Raw genomic sequence first — 19,612 nt, forward strand, 5'->3', positions numbered from 1 at the left:
TTTGATAATATCATTTTGCTGATTTTCAAGCACCAATAATTGAGGCGCTAAAAATAGCGTTTTAAACTGCTTATCGGTAATTTAATTTAAAGAGCGTTGCCCCGCCTCTCCAAAGAAAAGGGTTTAGCATCTTTTTTTGCAAAGAAATAAGCCCTCTCCTTTGGAGAGGGTTGGGTGAGGCAATTTTTTTTCTAAATTCACGGTGATATATCATCTGTTTTGCGCACTTACTATTAAACGCGATGATCATGGCAAATGAGATAGTTTTTGACGAACCGGTAATGCAAAGGGAAAAACTCATTACAGCGCTTTACAAAAGCGCTTTCCCTGCGGTAGCAAAATATGTAAGCAAAATGGGCGGCTCTTTTGATGATGCAAAAGATGTGTTTCAGGACGCGCTTGTTGCTTATTACGAGAAAACAACTACCGGCGAACTTTCCTTAAATACCACTGAAACAGCTTACCTGTTGGGTATTGCCAAACACCTTTGGTTTAAAAAGTTCAGGGATGATAGTAACAATCTGCCGCTTGATAGTTATGGGTTTGACATCAGCGATGAAGCCGAAGAACAACCATCGACCAATAAGTTGATGCGCTACCTGGAAACTGCCGGCAAAAAATGCATGGAGTTGCTAAGTGCTTTTTACTACCATAAACTATCGATGAACGAGCTCGCCGGTTTATTTGGCTACGGAAGCGAGCGCTCGGCTACTGTGCAGAAGTACAAGTGTATTGAGAAAGTAAGGGAAACAGTTAAAGAACAATCACTGGCTTATGAGGACTTCATTGAATGAGATAAAGGCAATTGACGATCATGTGCTTGGGCAGGCAGCACCCGATGAGGCGCTGTTGGTTGAGGCTAAACTGATCATCAATCCCGAACTTAAACAGCAGGTGATGTGGCATAAGCAAACCCTTAACCTGGTACAGCAATATGGCCGAAATAGCCTCCGGGCGGAGATAGAAGCGGTACATCAAAAACTATTCAGCCAGCCGGAACACGAAGGTTTCAGGCAAAAGATCATGCGTTTATTTCGCAAACGCTAAAAGCTAAATTTTATGAATATCAATCAAAATGAATTCCGCAAATACGCGGTGGGGCATCGCCGTGTCCAAAGTTTACATGTTGACAGGTTTATCGCACAGGTAAATAACAGCAAAATAAATATGGGCATGACGCCCTATATTATGGAAGAGCGCCAGATGAACATATCGCAAATGGATGTTTTTTCGAGGCTGATGATGGACAGGATCATTTTCCTGGGCACCGCGATAGATGAACAGGTAGCCAATATCATACAGGCGCAATTACTGTTCCTGCAATCGGCCGATACCAAAAAGGATATCCAGATCTATATCAACTCGCCGGGAGGTTCGGTATATGCCGGGCTGGGGATCTATGATACCATGCAATTTATCTCGCCCGATGTTGCTACCATTTGCACCGGCATGGCCGCCTCCATGGCTTCCACGTTACTTTGTGCCGGTGCCCACGGCAAGCGGGCAGCGTTACCACACTCAAGGGTGATGCTTCACCAACCATCGGGCGGGGCGCAAGGGCAGGAGTCGGATATTGAAATAGCTGCTATACAGATAGCCAAAATGAAAAGGGAACTTTATGAAATAGCAGCCAAACACAGCGGTCAAAGTTATGAACGCATTCATGAGGTATCTGACAGGGATTACTGGATGATAGCCAAAGAAGCAAAAGCCTTTGGGATGATAGACGAGGTTTTGGGAGGGAAGGAAGAGTAATTAAAACTATGTCATTGCGAGGAGGAACGACGAAGCAATCTCGTAGCTCTGCAATTTGGACGTGCATTGGCGACGAGATTGCCACGCTTCGCTCGCAATGACATTTTTTACTTTTACTTATTCAACGCATCCACCTTGTCAAAAAACTCGTTTTGCAGTTTAATGGTACTGGTATCCGCCTTGATTGCTTTAAGGGCCTGGATAAAACTGGCAATTTCATGCTCTGCTATAAATTTACCAAACTCCGGTGTGGCTTTGGCACCTTCGCCGGCATAGTGGTTAGGGTAAGCGGCATACCACCAGATGGGCGTATAAACATTTGTCAGGTTTAAACGGTGTTGGTTTTCGCCTGATTGTGATGCTGCCCTGTCCATCTTCATTAAATCGGGGCGATAGTATAACATTGATGCGGTTTCACTTTCACCGGCATGTTGATCACCCTCGATTGCCGATTTATGCATTTTGCGGTATTGATCTGTGTATTCTTTATCGGCACCATGCGGGTTATAAAAATATACTGCGTAATTGTGCCTTTTGTTGAGTAACGACTGCATAAAAAACTGGATAAACTCCGGGTTGCCACCGTGCCCGTTCAGGATCACTATTTTATCAAACCCATTACGGGCTATTTCATCGCAGGTGGCTTCCAGTAAATCCCAGATCACTTTACTTGGCAGGGCGAATGTTCCAGGTTGGTGACGGGCTTCGTTGATCTGCCCATAAAAATAATCGGGGAAAACCACCGCATATTCGGATTTAACCGCATGTGCCGCCCATTCACGTACGTGGATCAGGTCGGTGCCGAGCGGGGAGTGGGGGCCATGTTTTTCCAGGATGCCGATAGGCAGGATACAGGTTTTTGAAGATTTTTCGAGCGCTGCCGGAAAATCAGAAGCAACAAGCTCGTCCCAACGGGCAGGGATTTGCTGGGCAAAGGAATAAGCAGAAAGCAGCAACGCTGCAAACAGTAATAAGTACTTTTTCATAAATTATAGGTTTATAACAGGTTTATAGCAAAAGTATTTGCCCTTGAAATTTACGAACTTAAATTACTGCTTACCAGTGGGTAATTTAAAAATTACAATAATATATCAACGAACGTTCGGCAGGGAGTAACAGAAAGCTGCACCCTTTACCCTGTTGTTCTCCACCCAGATACGACCGTTCATTTTTTCGGTAAAGTCCTTGCAGATCATGAGGGCTACACCCGCGCCTTTTTCTTTTTCGTTACTGTACTGCATATTGGCTTTAAAATTAAACAGCAGTTGAAGCTTATCGGGCGAGATGCCTTTACCTTCATCCTGTACGCAAACGGTTACATCCTTATCACTCGACGCGCTTATGGTAACAGTTGAATTATCGGGCGAAAACTTGATAGCGTTGTGTATAAAGTTACGGTGGATAAACTGCACCAGTTCTTTATCGGCATGAATAATAATGGCCGGGTCAACTGCATTTATCAGCTTAAGCTTATGATCTTCGCTTATGAGGTTAAAAGGTTGGATGGCCTCATCAATAAGCTCTTTTAATGGCAGCGGAACGGCTTTATAGTCAAACCCCGATAGCTGCTGCTTGATCCATTGTAAGATATTCTCGAAAATTTCGAGCGAAATATTGGATGAATGTTCCATGGTATCAACCAGTTCCATTAACTCATCCCGGGTAAACGAATCAGCGTCTTTTAATACCGTTGCCAGTGTTTTGAGTGCACCTATGGGTTGCCTGAAATCATGCGCCAGGATAGATACCAGGCGGTTGTTAAATTCATGGTCTATTTCCAGTTTCTCGTTCCTGAGTTGAACGGTACGGTTAAGCTCTTCCAATGTTTGGCCGTGCTTTTTCTTGAGGCGATATAAACGATAGGTGAATATTACAGTAACAGCGGTAATTATGAATAAAATCCCCAGCACAATGGCCAGTACCTGCCTGTTCTGGCTCCGGATGGTGATGGCTTCCAGTTGCTGGTCTTTCAGGGCATAATCAATATAATCAAAGCCCGATGTATTGGTATATTTCTCTTCGTCGTCATATAACTTCAACAGTTTTGAACTATAACGCTGTACTTCAGGCAGGTTGTTTTGAGCGATATAGATATCATACAGTTTTTTTCCGAAGATCTTTTCGTAATAATGGTAACCGCTCTTTTCGGCAATGGAAAGGCCCTGTTTGTAGTAGTCAATAGCTTTGTTGATATTGGGCTCCAGGTACAGGTCGCCAAGGTTCATGACTATATCAAGGCTCAGGTAATAAAGCTCCATGGTCAGGCCATTATTCACAGCCTTTTGTAACAACGCAGCGCCTTTTTCGCGTTCGTTGTTTTGCAGGTATAATAAGCCCTGCACTTGGTCGGCTTCAACCAGCATCCGGTTATCTTTAAACCTGGTGCCTATTTCACGGGCTTTATCCAAATAAATTTCAACCGAGTCTTTTGGGATCTGTTCCGGGTACAAGAGGAGGTAGTTGCATAATACCAACGACATGATAGAATCGCGTTGCAGGGTTTTACCCATGTTTATCGCCCGCTTAAAAAAGTTAATAGCTTTTTTATCCTCCCGGTTTTCGTTAAATACCAGGCCAATGTTCATTAGTCCCTGTACCGTGTTTGAGGTGTCATTTAACTCTTTATACAGGTTATAAGCTTCATTGTAATAACGCAGTGAAAGCTGCAGGTTACCCTTCAGATCGTAAACAATACCTATAGCATTGAGGGCATCGGCTTTGCCTGCTTTGTAGTTAAGCCGCTCGGCTATGCTTCTGGCTTTTTTAGCATAGTAAAAAGCGCTGTCGATGTTTTGCTCGTACATCAGCATGCCCAGCCGGTTAAGCGCGTTTACATACTTAGTACTATCGTGAATTAAAGGCAGATCTTTTTTTAGCTTATTAACCTCCCTCGACTGGCCGAAACACACGGATACAGCAAGAAGCAGCAATACTAAGAAGCTTACGGTTTTTTTCATCAACGGATATCAGCAAACAGGCTTTGGGTTTAAATTTAGCCTAAACCGTTATACGTATCAAAAAATAGTATGGTTGGAAAATATTAAATAAAATAGGCATTGGCTACGGTTAATTAAACTGTTGCACAGCATTATCCAATTATCGGCAGGTATAAAACTGCAGATATTGTTGATATATTATTTAGTTTAAGTTGAACGTTTTACCTGCAAAGGCTATAAAGAATCGGGATTAGGAATAAAGTTCATGAACGCCTGGAACTTGGCATAGTAGTTTTGCATGTTTAGCTGGTAATAATAAGCACCGCGTTTTGAGCCTGCTTTGTCTTTATCGGCCAGTTTAATAAGTAAACCTGTTGCCAGTACCCTTTTGCTAAAGTTGCGTTTATCAATAGTGGTATTAAACACACTCTCGTAAAGGGTTTGTAATTGAGGAATGGTAAACTTAGTAGGCAAAAGCTCAAACAAAATAGGGTGCATAGCCGCCTTATAGCGAATGCGTTTGCGGGCTTGCTCAACCATTTCCTGCTGGTCAAATATCAGCTTGGGGGCACGTTTAAGCTGAAACCACTCGGCCTGGTAATCATCGCTGATCTGGGCTTCGTATTTATGGATATCAACCAGCGCAAAATATGCAACGGATACCGTACGCTCAATAGGATCGCGCTGGGGTTGCCCAAAAGTATATAACTGTTCAAGATACACGCCCTCCAGGCCGGTTAGCTGCTTAAGGATGCGATTGGCACTTTGGTCAAGGCTTTCATCTGGCTGAACAAAGCCGCCCATTAAACTCCAGTTTCCCTTTTCAGGCTGAAAACCTCTTTTTATCAGTAAAATTTTTAAAACTTCGCCATCAAAGCCAAAAATGATACAATCAACAGCTAATAATAACCTTGTTTGCTTGGAGTACTTGAGCATTTATAACAGTAATAATTTTATGGTAAAAACAAATATAAAATAACATTTGATATAAGCCGACAAATTTGCAGGGTTATACCGGTTAAAAAAGTATTAATTTACAATAGTTAGTCAAATGTGTAAATTAATTGTCCTTTTTACAATCATAAATGCTATTTATAATTATTTTATTCTCCCCAGGCGGTTATCACCAGCATGCGGTTGCCGCCATGGTTACGGTGTTCGCACAGATAAATACCCTGCCACGTACCTAAGGCAAACCTGCCGTTGCGGATAGGGATAGTTACCGAACTGCCGAGCATAGCCGCTTTCAGATGAGCGGGCATATCATCGGAACCTTCATCATCGTGTAAATAATCCGGATCGTTTTCTGGCACAGCTTTGCTAAAGTACATTTCAAAGTCCTGCCGTACGGTTGGGTCGGCATTTTCATTAATGGTTAATGAGGCCGAAGTATGCTGAATAAATACCTGGCAAATGCCGGTTTTAAACTCATGGAGCTGGGGTAGTGCATTAACCACTTCGGAGGTGATGAGATGAAAACCTCTTCTGCGTTCCCTGAGCTGAAGCATTTGCTGAACAATTTTCATAAACAGTGTGCTTTATAACGATGCTGCAAACATATCTATAAAGATTGTTCCGTTTTTGTTTTGAATGGCTTACGTTATTAAAATTATTTGCGGGCTTTATAATGGTTAGGCAACAATAGAGGGATTTATGCTTACAGTTTCGGCAGTAAATAGCCGGTTAATGAATGCCTTTATTTTTTCAATGAAACTTTTCCTGACCGGTTTATCAATAGTTTGAATTTGATCTTCATCCGGAGGCTTGGGGCTATCCGCATCCTGCATTTCTTCCAAAACAATTTCGCGGATTTCGGGGTCACGGTTTACAATCTCATCCAGTTCACTAAGCTCGTTAAACGTAGCTGTACCGTTTTTTTGCCGCTTAATAAGTATCTCAAAGCGGTCCTGGTTAAACGTACGCCTTTCTAATTGCTTGCCGTATTTCATGACATTTATAGTAATCATTTTTATAAACTCAAATTAAGTGCCATGTATTTATGGTGTTGATTGTCAGTATTTTAACTCTGTGTTGAATTTCGGGTTTGCATCATTCTGACACAGGTATCGTTCGTTTTCGTGCAGGGGCGTCTGTTTCATAAAATAGGTTTTACTAACTTGTATTAGTATTTTTAAATAAAATATACTCGTTACGCATGAATTGGTGGCCCTATGAAAAATTCTCTGTTATAAGTACGCTTAACCTCGACGAAGTAAAATCAAGAATGATAGAACAAGTGACCCCGGCTTCTCCGGTAACTTTCTTCGAACAATTAACCAATATATATCCCGCACCTTTTAAAGGCTATGTAAATGCCGACGGGTTTAAAATTGAGCCTGTAATTGTTGGTCGTAATTCGTTTATTCCTTTAATAAAGGGAAAATTTGAAGCAACAGAATCAGGGAGTAGAGTTTATATAACTATGGCCATGCATAATGAGATATCCTATATCATGATAGGAGTGGCAACATTTTTACTATTCGTGGGGTTGATGAGCTGGTTGGGTACATTACAATCTGGTAAGTTTGATTTTGTATCGTTGGGTCCATTTGGGATACTGGCACTCATTTACTTAATGGTGATATATGGCTTTAATTCAGAAAGTAATAGTTGCAGGACATTTTTGATTGAATTATTAGAGGGCGAATATGAACGATAACATTACAAAGCAAATACAAGGCTTAGCCCCACTGTTACAGGTATTTGACATGCCCCTTGCTTTAGGTTTTTACCGGGATGTGCTCGGTTTTGAAGTAGTACAAGCCTCGGGCGAGGGAGATGACGTGGATTGGGTATTACTGAAGCTCAACAGCATAGAGCTTATGCTTAATACAGCGTATGAAAAGCCAAACCGGCCGGCGGATCCGGACGAGCAGCGCATAGCTGCCCACACGGATACGTCATTGTATTTCGGCCACCCGGATATTGATAAGTTATATCGTTATTTATTAGACAATGGCATGCACCTTAAAGAACCCCAAATTACAGGTTATGGCTGGAAAGCTATTTTATCTGCTTGATCCCGATGGGTATTTGCTGTGTTTTCACTGGCCTGTAAATTAGCGCTACAGCTTTTCGTAATGGTCTTCCGGGCCGTCGGCGGCCAGAGGGACTGTTCCGTAAAATGTTAGTGTTTTACCTTCTATCCGGAAAAACGTGATGCTGTTGGCCGAGGTATCGTTATCAAACATGATCTGTTCGTGCGCGTTATCATACCTGCGGGTGCGATAAGTGCCGCTTTTTTTCAGCGTATCTTTATTTAACCGCTGATAAGTGGTTGCTGTAAACACAATAATGTTACCATTGCCGGGTTTTACAGCATTGTAATTTTGAGGAGTAGCACAGTAACAGCTTGAGCCGCGATACTCCCATTTGCCAATAAGCTGTTCATTATTAGGTGTTTTATCTTTTTTACAGCTTAGTAAAGCGGCAAACACGCAAAATAAAAGTAGCCTTTTCATATCCTAATGTTTATAATGCTTTACGAAAGGCAAGTAAGAAACGCTACATATAATTCCAGATAGTAACAGTTTCAATACATAATTTGCAGCGATGGTTTAATTAAGTATTTTGGTGTAAACCAATCTATTCTCCTAATAACTCATGAAACAACAAAACTTATCAAGGCGCAAGTTTATTGGCAATAGCGCGCTTGCCGCAGCCGGATTCTTAGCATTTTCAAGATCATCATTTGCCGGTAGCTTTTTGAACAGCGCCGATAAACCTAACTCGCTTATTAATGGTGTGCAGATAGGGGTGATTACCTACTCGTTCCGGAGTATGCCAGGCACTATCGATGATTTGCTGAAATATTGTATCGATTGCAATATCAACGCTATTGAATTGATGGGTGACGCTGCTGAAGCTTATGCCGGAGCACCTAAGCGTGAAGCCAATGAGGATTGGACCGCTTTTGGCAAGAAGATGGCAGAATGGCGTGTCGCCGCCCCAATGGATAAGTTTAAGGAGATCAGGAAAATGTACAATAATGCAGGTGTAAGCATTTACGCCTGGAAACCCAACGCCCTCGGCACCAAAAATACCGATGCCGAAATAGATTATGCCTTTAATGCGGGAAAAGCTCTTGGAGTAAACCACGTAACCGTTGAACTGCCTGACGAAGCCCAGACTAAACGCCTTGGTGATATTGCAGCCAAACATAAAATGATGGTTGGCTATCATGCCCATACCCAGGCCACACCAACGCTTTGGGATACGGCTTTAAGCCAGTCGAAATACAATGGTATTAATCTTGATATCGGTCACTATGTAGCTGGTACCAGCAGCAGCCCGGTGCCGTTCATCGAAAAATATCACGACCGAATAACCAGCATGCACATTAAAGACCGTAAGTTTAAAGATGGCCCAAATCAGCCATGGGGACAAGGCGATACACCTATAAAAGAGGTATTAGCTTTGCTTAAAAACAATCACTATAAATTCCCGGCTACTATTGAGTTGGAATACAAGATCCCTGAAGGATCAGACGCGGTAAAAGAGGTGAAAATTTGCAGGCAGTTTGCTGCAGATGCCCTGGCATAGTGAATACATTTTGTAATTGATGAATGTGTGCGGCCCGCCGTATTTACATTTATGTTTGTTAAATCTAAACTGTTAATAAGCGGATGTATGAACGCGGGTTGCAAACTTAAATTAGAATGGGTGCCTGAAGCTTATAAGGCTAGGGATGATATTGGCAGCCAATCGAACAGCGTTACAGAAAGGCAGCCATTATCTGATAAAAGCTTGTTATACGGTCATTCGGTAAAAAAGTATTTGGGCAAACAGCCCTATCCAAAGAAATAGAATACGTTTTTACAGGATTGTATGTACAGCTAATAAATTATTTTACCTTAGATGAGCTGTATTTGACACCGGCCTTATCATCATGAAAAAAATACTGTTTTGCGCATTGCTGTTAGTTCAGTCTGTGTTTGCGCAAATACCTAAACCACAAAAAAATACTTATGTAAACGATTTCGCGCACGTATTAACAGCCGATCAGGTTTATGGCTTAAATAAAGAAATTTATCGCATCGAAAAAGCGTCTACCGTACAGATCGCTATAGTATTGGTAAAAACTGTGCCTGCTAAATATACCATCGAGAAATACACAAAACTTATAGGGAAAAAATGGCATGTAGGTAAAGCGCATAATGGTATTGTGTATGTTGCTGCTATTGATCAGCACAAACAACGGATAGAATTGGATAGCATGGCACTGGCCCGGTTAACTATAATCGAACGTGAGGGTTTACTTAGTGCTATCAAGCCATACTTCAAGACAGGCGATTATAATGGTGGCCTGCATGATTTTGTCGGCAGGCTCAGCCAATATTTTGTGCCTCCCCCTCCAGAACCTGTTAAGGCAGATAAACCGGCAGTAGTAGAAAAGCCTGACAACGCAAAGGTTTCGGACGGGACTGTTATTTTGATTGTTTTGATAGTTTGTGTCGTCACAATGCTCACGTTTTTGGGTTTGGTGTGGTTGATTATTAAAGGGATAAAGTCAATAACCACCGGGCGTGGAAATAGAACGGTTGTATATGAATCAGATGATTATTCATATTCCCGCCCTTCATGGTTTTGGCGCTGGCGGCATCGTCATTATCACGGCGGTAATTATTACAACAGCAGAAGTTCTTCGGTTTTTATAAGCGGTTCCGACAGCTCCCGACAGGTTGATGATGAAGAAGATAATAAACCATCTAACTGGGGAAATTGGGGCGACTCATCTTCGGATGATAATAACGATTCTGATGATAGCTATAAACGTAGTGGAGGCTCGTCATCCTCATCAGAGGGGAGCTTTTCAAGTAGTGGGGGCTCTACCTCAGATTGGTAAACTGTATCGGGATAGCGGACTTGTGAAAGAAATTCTATCTTTAACAAATGGAGTCAAAAATATTTTCATACAAGGTAGATGGCGTGGCGCTTAAACCGGTTAACGATCAGTTAAGTATAAGCCCGGTGTTTGATCGTAAGGAGCTGCTTACCAAACTGAAAGACCTTTTTAAAGATGACGATTATAAATTAGACGAACGTACCCTCGACTATAAAATTAAAGATGGTCAGCTTTACATTGAGGGTGTAGTAACCAAACATGTAGAAGCTAAGTCGATAGGGTTTATGACCGGAAAATAAAAGAAAATCGGTTGTTTCAGGGTTAGTTATCAATTAACCCTGAAACTTGTAAACGTTTCCCTGGTAACCGGTTTGGTGTAATATGATTTCACATGCTGATACTGTTTTGAGCGTATCAGATCCTTTGGCAATATTGAGAAGGTTACGATATAAATTTCAATAGTTTTACCTATCAGGGGATGTATTTTTTTAAACTCATCCAGAAATTCCCAGCCGCTGAATGGGCTCATATAAAGATCAAGAAAAATAACATCGGGCAGCTCATCTGCATTTTGCAAATGCTCCCTGATATATCGGATAGAATGCTCGGCGTTGGTACTGTATGTTACAGCGTCAAATGCAAGATATTTTTCCTGCATTCCCTTAATAATGGCAATATCTATTTGATTGTCATCTATATATAAAAGCGTTTTGGCCATTAGGTCAGATTTAGATCACCACTAATATAGCTAAAAGCTATAATGGTATTTTGTAAGTGGCAGATATCTGCAGCTGATTAAGCCAAAGTGTGAAAAATGTGATATTGTTTAATTCGTTGATTATTAGGTTTTTGATTTTATTTTTTCAAGCACTTTCCCATTATTGTACAATTTTATTTTAGGTTAATAATACCTCTTATAACCTATAAATTGTTCAGGGAGAAAATATGTTATAAAAGGTAAACTGTTATAGCGATAATTTATTGCTCTACAAAATGCCAGCAAACCCCGGCAATATCTATAATGTTAAACTCTTTGCCGTAGCTTTCCTGACTGATTTCGCCTATTCGGATACTAAAGCGTTGGGGCAGTTGCTTGTCTATAACCATTTGTCTGAAGGCCGATACGTCAGTTACTTTGACGCTGAGCATAAAATTTTGAGCAAAATCGGGCTGATCATAGCGCTGTAGGATAAAGCGGCAGCTGTCTTTTTGAAATCCGATATAGTCGCCCGAATCCCAGTTAATCTTAAATCCCAGTTCCTGGAAAAGTTGTTTTGAACCTTCAAAATCATTTCCTGAAGGTACGAAAGGCTCAAGTGATAAAAATTCCATATGGTTTGGTAAATGGTATATGTATGTAAACATAGCAAATGCGATTTGAAATTAACAGTCCGGTCAACTTCTACCTATAAGCCTTAAATCGTATCAATGTTTCTTCAATTCATCTCAATGTGTTGTTTGGATAAAAAGTGGAAAGGTTATTTTATTGATGTTTGCCGCTGTTTTAACCTGCAACGCCTGCCAATTACAGGCGTTTGAATTAAATAGCCAATGGAAATAGCAGAACCTGTAGTAGCGCCACCAGTAGTAAAAACCAAGCAGCATTTCGAAATTTTAGATGGCCTCCGCGGTATCGCCGCCATCGCAGTTGTAATATTCCATTTTATGGAATTTGTTGTTCCTGATTATAATAAAAGCTTTATCGCGCACGCTTATCTCGCCGTCGATTTCTTTTTCTGCTTGTCTGGGTTTGTGATAGCTTACGCCTATGATAACAAACTGAAAAGTTTAGGCCTCCCGCTGTTCTTTAAGCTCAGGCTTATTCGTTTGCACCCACTGGTGGTTATAGGTTCGGTTATTGGGTTACTTGCTTTTGTTTTTGATCCGTTCAGTAATCTTTATGCAACTTATGGTATAGGGCAAACATTGCTTATGTTTTTGAGTTCCTCTTTGCTTATTCCATATCCGCTTATTCACGAGCGGTATTTTAACCTATTCCATCTTAACCCGCCAACATGGTCATTGTTTTGGGAGTACATTGCCAATATTGTTTATGCTTTGGTATTGGTTAAAATCCGGAATAAAGGATTGTGGTTGTTGACTGTAATTGCAGCTATTTTGCTGTGCTATGAGGCCTCAACGGCAAAATGCCTCGCGGTAGGTTATGGCGGCGATAATTTTGGAGGCGGAGCAATCCGGGTTTGCTACTCCTTTTTGGCGGGGATATTGGTGTATCGCTCAAATTTTATCATTAAATCACGTTTAGGTTTTTTGGTTATCGGGTTATTGTTGTTGATGGCTTTCCTGGTACCTTTTTCAGATGAAACAAACCATATAACCGATCCGCTTATCGTGATCTTTTATTTTCCGGTTTTGGTGGCGCTTGGCGCTGGGGCCGGGCTGCATACCCGCTTTGCTAAAATTTGTAAATTTTCCGGCGATATCTCATATCCGCTGTATGTGATCCACTATCCGTTTTTATGGCTGTTTTTGAGTTATCTGGAAGCAAAGAAACCTTCAATGAGCCAGATGATAACTATGATCCCGGTGGGGGTGATACTGTTAACTGGCTTAGCTTATGTGGTCATGATTTGCATTGATATCCCTATCCGTAATTATCTGAAGAATAAGCTGCGGAAAGGGTAAGAGTATAGTAACATGATATTTACAAACTGGAATTTTTTAGTTTCGGGGCAATAAAATGCATTCGGCTTCGTTTTATTTTTCCACAAATTATAGCTTTCGTGAAAAGATTCTACATGTCATATAGTGTAGTTTTTACACCTTAGTTGCTGATAATCAGTTGTAAAAGCATAATGCTTTGTTAAAAAAGTACCACTACAACAGCACTACTTCAATTTATTATCATGTTTTTGATATGTTAAATTAAAATTTACTTTTTACTTTTATCTCACCAATTATATTAAACTACAGTGGGTAAGAGTATTAACAACAGTCATATCCAACAATTGATAGCAGGCGATGAGGCTGCTTTTGATTTGATTTATGAAACGTACAGCAGTAAGGTTTACCGCCTGGCTTTTCGCTTTCTGAAGGATGCACAACAGAGCGAGGAAATAGTGCAGGAGTGCTTTATTAACCTTTGGACCAGCCGCGACAAGCTGAATGCCATGGGCGATATCTGGCTATACCTTTACGTTATCGCCAAGCGCCTGTCATTAAACTCCTTGAGGCAGATGTGCCAGTCGCGCGAGCTTTCGGGTAAGCTGGTAAATCACATAGCAACTGTTCATAATGACACCGAGGAAGATTTGCTGGTAAGCGATCTGGAGCAGTTTACCGAGCGGATCATCAATAAGCTTCCGCGTCAGCAACAGCTTATTTTCAGGCTGAGCAGGGTAGAACATCTCACCCACAAAGAAATAGCCGATCAGTTGCAGATTTCGCCAAACACAGTGAAAAATCATATGGTTGAGGCATTGAAAACCCTCAAATCGCAACTGCAATACTCCGACCTTATTTTTATGCTTGCCTTGTTCTTCTGGATCAATTAAAGGCAATTCCTTCACCTAAACCTTTCAATCAAGTCTGTTTACCCTGTAATTTAATGCTGCCGTTGTACCACCGGTTACATCGATAGTGACGCCTGTTATCTGGCCGGCAAGGTCTGAGCTTAGGAAAACCGCTGTATTGGCGATATCGGCCATTAATGGTAACTTTTTAAGCATGGTATCGCCTTCCATTTTTTTGATGATAGGATCCATAACATCCGGCATGGCATCAATAGCGCTTTTAAATACCCTGGAATCCGGCGAACCTCCTGAACGGATATTAACTACGCGGATACCATAAACGCCCAGTTCGGAAGCAAGTGTACGCGAAAAACTTTCTACAGCGCTACAAGCCGGGCCAAAGCCGCCTGTAAGCGGATAACCGATACCTGCCGGTGTAGCTGTCAGCGATAAAATTACTCCCGATTTTTGCTTCATCATCACCCTGGCTGCTGCAATTGCGGTCATGAAACGGGTTTGCATGGTTAGGGTAACGGGCTTTACAAAATCGTCGGCAGATATTTCGGTAAGGGGGATATTCTGTACTACATCAACACCAACCGCATTAAAAGAAATATCAACTGTACCGGCCTTACTTGCTATTTGCTGTAAATGTTGCTCAATTGTTGCTTCGTTAAAGGCATCCACAATGGCTGTTTCGGCTAAGCCGCCGGAAGCAATAATTTCGTCCGCTACCTTTTGGATGGATTGCTGATTGAGGCCGGTTAAAAACACCTTTGCACCGCCAGCCGCAAGTGCCTTTGCCACTGCACCACCCAACGAGCCACCGGCCCCGTATATCACCGCGTTTTTGTTTTTCAGAATCATGATATTTTTTGATAAGAAATGGTATCTGAAATGCCAGATTACATAACAAACATAATTTAAAATATTGCTTTTTGGAGCGCGCTAAGGTGACAAATGCAGGGCGGGTTTAGGACAATACAAGGCAGAGCGTTAGCGTACATTAACCTTACTTTTCACTTATCTCCCTTTTACTTTTCGAAAGCGTTGGATTATACCCAAACTGCTTTTTAAAAGCGTATGAAAAATGTGAAAGGTTTTCGAACCCTAATTCAAAGTATACCTCGGATGGCTTGCGGTTTTGTTCCACTATTTGGTAATGGGCAGTTTCCAATCGTTTTTTGGTGAGCCATTTTTCTGGTGTATTGCCAAAGGCTTTTTTAAAGTCTCGTTTAAAGGTGGTTAAGCTCCTGCCGGTAAGATAGCCGAACCTGGCGGCGGTGAGGTTAAACATGTAATTTTTCTCCATAAAATCGGTTAGGTCAATTTTACCGGGCTCTTCAAAATGTCCCAGCAGGTTATCAACCGACTTATCGACAGAACGAAGCACCGCAATTGCTTCGGTTATTTTAATATTCGCTATTTCCTCAGGTAAATCATCAGCTATCTCAAAATAGGGGAGTAAAGACCCAAACAGGCTTTCGAGCAGCGGATGCTGATTGAAATATTTAATCTCGGGCTCTGCCGGGGTAACGTGAACCTGCGTAAGGGTGGCGTAATATCGCTGTAATGCTTCCTGCGGAAAACAGATTGATATCGATTTAAAAAGCTCACCGTTTAAGGGCACTTTGCTCAGCCGGCCCAACTGGTTACGCGGCAACAGGATGATATCTCCCGGATGAAAGATAAACAGCCGGTCGGCCGAAGCGATCCTCATTTCGCCCGATAGTACGCACACCAATGCGTGCCACGGAAGGATCACTTCCCGACTGTAATGCTTTTCCCGTTTACAGGATACAAATACCATCGACCTTCTGGCCGCTCCCGGTTGTTCCATTAATGTAAAAATAGTTATTTATTGAGGCTGAAAGCAAAATGCATAAAGCTGAAAGCTTTATTTTACTATTCCCAATTGTATCAGGCTTTGAGCGGTAGCAACAATGGCTTCTTCCGCAGGGCGGGGCGACCAGCCAAGCAGGCGCTGTGCTTTTTCGCTGGTGGCATTCATATTTTGATCAAGCATAGGCGCGATAACTTTTGCGGTGGGGTTCCACAGGGCGGATAAATGTATTAGCCAGTTAGGCACGTTTTTCGCCGTAACTTTATCTGCATGATGCCCCAGGCGTCTTTTCAGAATGCGCGCTATGTCAATAGTCCATAAGCTTTCGCCCGAAATAGCCAGAAAACGTTGTCCATTTGCTGCCGGGTTGGTCATGGCCCGTAAGTGAAGGTCGGCTACATCACGTACATCTACTAAACCGGTGTTTATCCTCGGGCAGCCTTTTAATTTGCCAAATAGCATGTTCTGTATCAGTTGTATTGAATGCGAATAATCGGGGCCCAAAACAGGGCCTGCAACCGCAACCGGGTTTACCGTAGCCATTTCCAGCCCCCCGCCTTCGGTTTTAATAAACTCCCACGCGGCTTTTTCTGAAAGTGTTTTTGATTTTTGATAAGCCGGTACCTTATCATTTATCGGCGTCCAGTCATTCTCATTAAATGGGGTGGTGCGTGGTTTGTGGCCAAAACCAACCGCGCCAAATGCCGAAGTAAATACAACTCGTTTAACACCGGCGTCCCTGGCCGCTTTCAGTACCCTTAATACGCCTTCCCTGGCGGGTATGATCATCTCGTCTTCATGTTTATATCCTTTTAGCGGGGTAGGAGATGCCACGTGTATTACGTAAGTACAGCCTTCAACTGCTTCAGCCCAGCCGGCATCGGCACTCAGGTCGGCAGCTATAAAAGATAAACGGTCTCCAGCTTCAACGCCGCCGGTCCTAAGCATATCGCGTACTTCGGCTTCACGGTTTAAGGAGCGTACCGTTGTTTTTACTTTATAACCTGCTTCAATAAGTTGCAGAATGCAGTATACCGCGATAAAGCCGGAACCGCCTGTTACCAGTACCTGGGTATTGCTATTTGAATTTGTTGTTGTCATTTGCATTGAAAATTTATAATGCAAAGTTCTCGCAAATAGCTACACGCAGGTTTGTTTAAAAGGCCTAAGATGCTTTGTTTAAAAGGCCATAAAGCAAAAGCTGAAACAGAATGCACCAAGCTTAAAGCCATGTAGTTTGATTAATTCGAGCTATTCCGTTCTTAAACTTTTTACCGGGTTCATTAACGCTGCCTTTATAGCCTGAAAGCTGATGGTTAGCAAAGTAATAATAATAGCCCCTGCTCCGGCTAACAGGAATACATCTGGCCCAATACTGATGCGGTATTGATACTTTAACAGCCAGGCATGGAGGTAGTAATAGGAAACCGGACTTGCTATCAGGCAACTGATAACCACAAGAATTATAAACTCTTTAGATAATAGCATCCAAACCTGTGGTACGGTGGCCCCCAATACTTTTCGGATACCAATCTCTTTGGTGCGTTTTTCGGCCATATAGGCTGCTAAGCCAAATAGGCCTATGCAGGAAATCATAATGGCAAGCGAGGCGAATAAACCGGCCAGCTTCCCTATAAGCGATTCAAAGTCAAACTTTGAGGCGTAGCTTTCATCCACAAAACTATACTGAAAAGGAATGGTTGGATTATAACGACCGAATATCGGGGCAAGCTTAGCCAATGCCGTATGGGTATTTACTTTTGAAGCAAGCCGGTATGTTACCACGCTCGACCAGCTTGGCTGGTAAATGAAGATAGTTGGTACCGAGTTTGAATATGGCGAAGCCATTAAGGCATCCTTAACCACCCCGATTACCGTAGCCCGCTGCTGTACAGTATGCCAGGTGATAACCTCGTTAACAGGGGATTTATATCGCATGCGTTTAACAGCCGCCTCATTGAGTATCACACTCAGAGAATCGGCCCCAAGGTTGCCGGTGAAATCACGCCCGCGCTCTATTTTCATGCCCAGCGTTTTAAAATAATCAGCATCAGATACGCCAATGATAGCAAGGCTCAATGTTTCGCCGGGTAACCTGCCCGACCAGTCTGTTACGCTATTATTGGCCCAGATATCGGTAACAGGACTTGAGGATTTGGTAACGCTGCTCACCATGCCGGATGCCAGCATTTCATTCTTAAATGCATCGTAGTTGCGAGTAAGGTCGCCTGTGGCATCGGTCATTACCAAACGGTTGTTATCGTAACCTACAGGCCTGTCTTTAGCATGATTTATTTGTTGATAAATAACCATAGTGCTAATGATCAGCGCTATAGAGCAGGTGAACTGCAGTACTACCAAAATCTCGCGCGGAAGGTTACCCGCTTTGCCTGTTTGTAAAGTTCCTTTTAGAACTTTAACAGGATTAAAGGATGAGAGGTAAAAAGCCGGTCGCCCGCCCGAAAGGAGCCCGGTGAAAATAACAAAGCCTATCATAAGCAACCAGAAAGTACCATTAGTGAACGGAATGCTGATTTCTGTATGGGTGAGGTTATTGAATGCCGGTAATGCCAGCTCCACGAATAGCAGTGATAACAAAAAAGCCAGAAAGGTTAAGGTCATGGATTCGGTCAGGAACTGAAAGATCAGGTTTTTGCGGCTGGAGCCAATGGCTTTACGCACACCAACCTCACGGGCCCTCTTCTCGGATCGGGCGGTAGCCAGATTGGTGAAATTGATACAAGCGATGATCAGGATCAGCGTGCCGATGAGCGCGAACATCCTCACATAATCTATCAAGCCTCCCGATACCGTGCCATTTCTGTATTCGGAAAATAAATGCCAGTCTTTCAACGGTTCCAGGAAAAGCTCGGCCTTGGTTTGTGCATAATATTTTGGACTGTGCCTAACCATAGCCCCTTTTAATTTGGGTGCCAGTTCGGCATATGATACGTTGGGCTGCAATGCCACAAAAGTTTGAAACGAGTTATTGTCCCAATTGGTAAGCGATTGCTTAACCTCATCATTGGTAATTGAATAATAGGCAAAAGGTACAACAAAGCTAAATTGAAAGGTTGAATTGGCAGGTACATCTTTCAGGATACCGGTAACCCGCAGATCATGGAAATTATCAATCTTTACCATTTTACCAACTGCTTCGGCTTTGCCAAATAATGCTGTGGCGGTGGCCTGTGATAGCACAATAGAATATGGATCATTTAATACAGCATTCGCATTACCTTTTATAAGCGGGTACTGAAAAATTTTCAGAAAATCGCTGCCGGCCATTGCTCCGTTAACGTTTATCCTTTTATCGCCCACCATAAGCGGGTGTGAACCCATCCAGTCTGTTTGCGCTACATATTTAATCTCCGGAAAGTCTTTTTTTAAGGCATCGGCAAGGGGTAAATTTGTAGAGCCAACTGTGTTGATCTCGCCATTGTTATTAACATTAAATTTTACCCTGTAGGCCAGCTGATACCCTGGCAAAAAGCGATCATACGAAACCTGGGCATAAATCCACAAACCAATGAGCATGGCTACAGCCATACCTGTAGCTAAACCTATGATATTCAAAGCGCTGTAAACTTTATTGTTCACCAGGTTGCGCAAAGCGATTTTGAGGTAATTTCTGATCATAACCGGAGAGTTTTAAATTTATACGAAATTATTCGTAAATATGATGCCATTTTCATAAAATGTTGATTATTAGTTATTTGTGAGGTATTTGGATTTTGATATTGTATCAAAAGTGAACAGC

22 protein-coding genes are annotated in these 19,612 nt (G+C 42.2%); 10 read left to right on the top strand and 12 right to left on the bottom strand.

Annotation, left to right across the window (positions count from 1 at the left end; all coding sequences use genetic code 11):
- Window positions 1-248: 248 nt before the first annotated feature.
- The 3 genes from DUL71_RS03170 to DUL71_RS03180 are packed head-to-tail and all read left to right on the top strand — an operon-like array spanning window position 249 to window position 1,755.
- The gene (locus tag DUL71_RS03170; RefSeq protein WP_114937459.1) at window positions 249-794 is read left to right on the top strand and encodes an RNA polymerase sigma factor; all 546 of its coding nucleotides are present in this window, start codon (window positions 249-251) and stop codon (window positions 792-794) included.
- Window positions 775-1,047, top strand: a complete 273-nt coding sequence (locus DUL71_RS03175; RefSeq protein WP_154402305.1) for a hypothetical protein — start codon at window positions 775-777, stop codon at window positions 1,045-1,047. Before DUL71_RS03170 ends, DUL71_RS03175 begins: the two co-directional genes overlap by 20 nt.
- 12 nt (window positions 1,048-1,059) lie before the next feature.
- A complete protein-coding gene (locus tag DUL71_RS03180) occupies window positions 1,060-1,755 on the top strand; it encodes an ATP-dependent Clp protease proteolytic subunit (protein WP_114936694.1) in 696 nt (231 codons plus the stop codon).
- Between the two features lie 113 nt (window positions 1,756-1,868).
- On the opposite strand, the gene DUL71_RS03185 is transcribed toward DUL71_RS03180, so the two are convergent.
- The 5 genes from DUL71_RS03185 to DUL71_RS03205 all read right to left on the bottom strand — a co-directional run bounded on the left by DUL71_RS03185 (window position 1,869) and on the right by DUL71_RS03205 (window position 6,658).
- Window positions 1,869-2,741 carry a creatininase family protein gene (locus tag DUL71_RS03185; protein ID WP_114936695.1) on the bottom strand — a complete coding sequence of 291 codons (873 nt, stop codon included), beginning with the start codon at window positions 2,739-2,741 and terminating at the stop codon, window positions 1,869-1,871.
- A gap of 105 nt (window positions 2,742-2,846) precedes the next feature.
- Window positions 2,847-4,712, bottom strand: coding sequence for a tetratricopeptide repeat-containing sensor histidine kinase (locus DUL71_RS03190; protein WP_114936696.1), 1,866 nt, complete (start codon window positions 4,710-4,712; stop codon window positions 2,847-2,849).
- Window positions 4,713-4,925: 213 nt separating this feature from the next.
- Window positions 4,926-5,627 (bottom strand): NUDIX hydrolase, encoded by a 702-nt coding sequence (locus DUL71_RS03195; RefSeq protein WP_112567744.1) that lies wholly within the window; start codon window positions 5,625-5,627, stop codon window positions 4,926-4,928.
- 167 nt (window positions 5,628-5,794) lie between these two features.
- Window positions 5,795-6,217, bottom strand: coding sequence for a secondary thiamine-phosphate synthase enzyme YjbQ (locus DUL71_RS03200; protein WP_114936697.1), 423 nt, complete (start codon window positions 6,215-6,217; stop codon window positions 5,795-5,797).
- Window positions 6,218-6,322: 105 nt separating this feature from the next.
- Window positions 6,323-6,658 (bottom strand): hypothetical protein, encoded by a 336-nt coding sequence (locus tag DUL71_RS03205; RefSeq protein ID WP_154402306.1) that lies wholly within the window; start codon window positions 6,656-6,658, stop codon window positions 6,323-6,325.
- Window positions 6,659-6,846: 188 nt separating this feature from the next.
- On the opposite strand from DUL71_RS03205, the gene DUL71_RS03210 reads away from it, so the two are divergent.
- Together DUL71_RS03210 and DUL71_RS03215 are read left to right on the top strand one after the other, a co-directional pair.
- Window positions 6,847-7,350, top strand: coding sequence for a hypothetical protein (locus DUL71_RS03210; protein ID WP_114936699.1), 504 nt, complete (start codon window positions 6,847-6,849; stop codon window positions 7,348-7,350).
- On the top strand, window positions 7,340-7,711 hold the full coding sequence (locus tag DUL71_RS03215; RefSeq protein ID WP_114936700.1) for a VOC family protein: 372 nt from the start codon (window positions 7,340-7,342) through the stop codon (window positions 7,709-7,711). The genes DUL71_RS03210 and DUL71_RS03215 overlap by 11 nt, the downstream gene beginning before the upstream one ends.
- Window positions 7,712-7,756: 45 nt before the next feature.
- Here the strand turns inward: DUL71_RS03215 and DUL71_RS03220 are convergent, their stop codons facing one another.
- The gene (locus DUL71_RS03220) at window positions 7,757-8,152 is read right to left on the bottom strand and encodes a hypothetical protein (protein WP_154402307.1); all 396 of its coding nucleotides are present in this window, start codon (window positions 8,150-8,152) and stop codon (window positions 7,757-7,759) included.
- Between the two features lie 142 nt (window positions 8,153-8,294).
- Here DUL71_RS03220 and DUL71_RS03225 point away from each other — a divergent pair, with 142 nt between their 5' ends.
- The 3 genes from DUL71_RS03225 to DUL71_RS03240 all read left to right on the top strand — a co-directional run bounded on the left by DUL71_RS03225 (window position 8,295) and on the right by DUL71_RS03240 (window position 10,835).
- The gene (locus DUL71_RS03225) at window positions 8,295-9,233 is read left to right on the top strand and encodes a sugar phosphate isomerase/epimerase family protein (protein WP_114936702.1); all 939 of its coding nucleotides are present in this window, start codon (window positions 8,295-8,297) and stop codon (window positions 9,231-9,233) included.
- Between the two features lie 346 nt (window positions 9,234-9,579).
- Window positions 9,580-10,536 carry a TPM domain-containing protein gene (locus tag DUL71_RS03235; RefSeq protein ID WP_114936704.1) on the top strand — a complete coding sequence of 319 codons (957 nt, stop codon included), beginning with the start codon at window positions 9,580-9,582 and terminating at the stop codon, window positions 10,534-10,536.
- Window positions 10,537-10,583: 47 nt separating this feature from the next.
- Window positions 10,584-10,835, top strand: coding sequence for a hypothetical protein (locus DUL71_RS03240; RefSeq protein WP_114936705.1), 252 nt, complete (start codon window positions 10,584-10,586; stop codon window positions 10,833-10,835).
- 29 nt (window positions 10,836-10,864) lie between these two features.
- Here the strand turns inward: DUL71_RS03240 and DUL71_RS03245 are convergent, their stop codons facing one another.
- On the bottom strand, window positions 10,865-11,254 hold the full coding sequence (locus DUL71_RS03245; protein WP_114936706.1) for a response regulator: 390 nt from the start codon (window positions 11,252-11,254) through the stop codon (window positions 10,865-10,867).
- Window positions 11,255-11,514: 260 nt separating this feature from the next.
- Window positions 11,515-11,868, bottom strand: coding sequence for a VOC family protein (locus DUL71_RS03250; RefSeq protein ID WP_114936707.1), 354 nt, complete (start codon window positions 11,866-11,868; stop codon window positions 11,515-11,517).
- A 219-nt stretch (window positions 11,869-12,087) separates the two neighbouring features.
- Here DUL71_RS03250 and DUL71_RS03255 point away from each other — a divergent pair, with 219 nt between their 5' ends.
- Window positions 12,088-13,182, top strand: a complete 1,095-nt coding sequence (locus DUL71_RS03255) for an acyltransferase family protein (RefSeq protein ID WP_114936708.1) — start codon at window positions 12,088-12,090, stop codon at window positions 13,180-13,182.
- A 287-nt stretch (window positions 13,183-13,469) separates the two neighbouring features.
- Window positions 13,470-14,051, top strand: a complete 582-nt coding sequence (locus DUL71_RS03260) for an RNA polymerase sigma factor (protein WP_114936709.1) — start codon at window positions 13,470-13,472, stop codon at window positions 14,049-14,051.
- Between the two features lie 24 nt (window positions 14,052-14,075).
- On the opposite strand, the gene DUL71_RS03265 is transcribed toward DUL71_RS03260, so the two are convergent.
- The 4 genes from DUL71_RS03265 to DUL71_RS03280 form a co-directional block, all read right to left on the bottom strand.
- Entirely contained in the window at window positions 14,076-14,876 is an 801-nt protein-coding gene (locus DUL71_RS03265) for an SDR family NAD(P)-dependent oxidoreductase (protein WP_114936710.1), read from the bottom strand.
- 145 nt (window positions 14,877-15,021) lie between these two features.
- The gene (locus DUL71_RS03270) at window positions 15,022-15,849 is read right to left on the bottom strand and encodes a helix-turn-helix domain-containing protein (RefSeq protein ID WP_114936711.1); all 828 of its coding nucleotides are present in this window, start codon (window positions 15,847-15,849) and stop codon (window positions 15,022-15,024) included.
- A gap of 57 nt (window positions 15,850-15,906) precedes the next feature.
- Entirely contained in the window at window positions 15,907-16,953 is a 1,047-nt protein-coding gene (locus tag DUL71_RS03275; protein ID WP_208645467.1) for an SDR family oxidoreductase, read from the bottom strand.
- A 150-nt stretch (window positions 16,954-17,103) separates the two neighbouring features.
- Window positions 17,104-19,491: an ABC transporter permease gene (locus DUL71_RS03280; RefSeq protein WP_114936713.1), complete on the bottom strand. Its 2,388-nt coding sequence runs from the start codon at window positions 19,489-19,491 to the stop codon at window positions 17,104-17,106.
- Window positions 19,492-19,612 lie beyond the last annotated feature (121 nt).

The organism is Mucilaginibacter endophyticus, from assembly GCF_003351025.1.
Taxonomy (GTDB): Bacteria; Bacteroidota; Bacteroidia; order Sphingobacteriales; family Sphingobacteriaceae; genus Mucilaginibacter; species Mucilaginibacter endophyticus.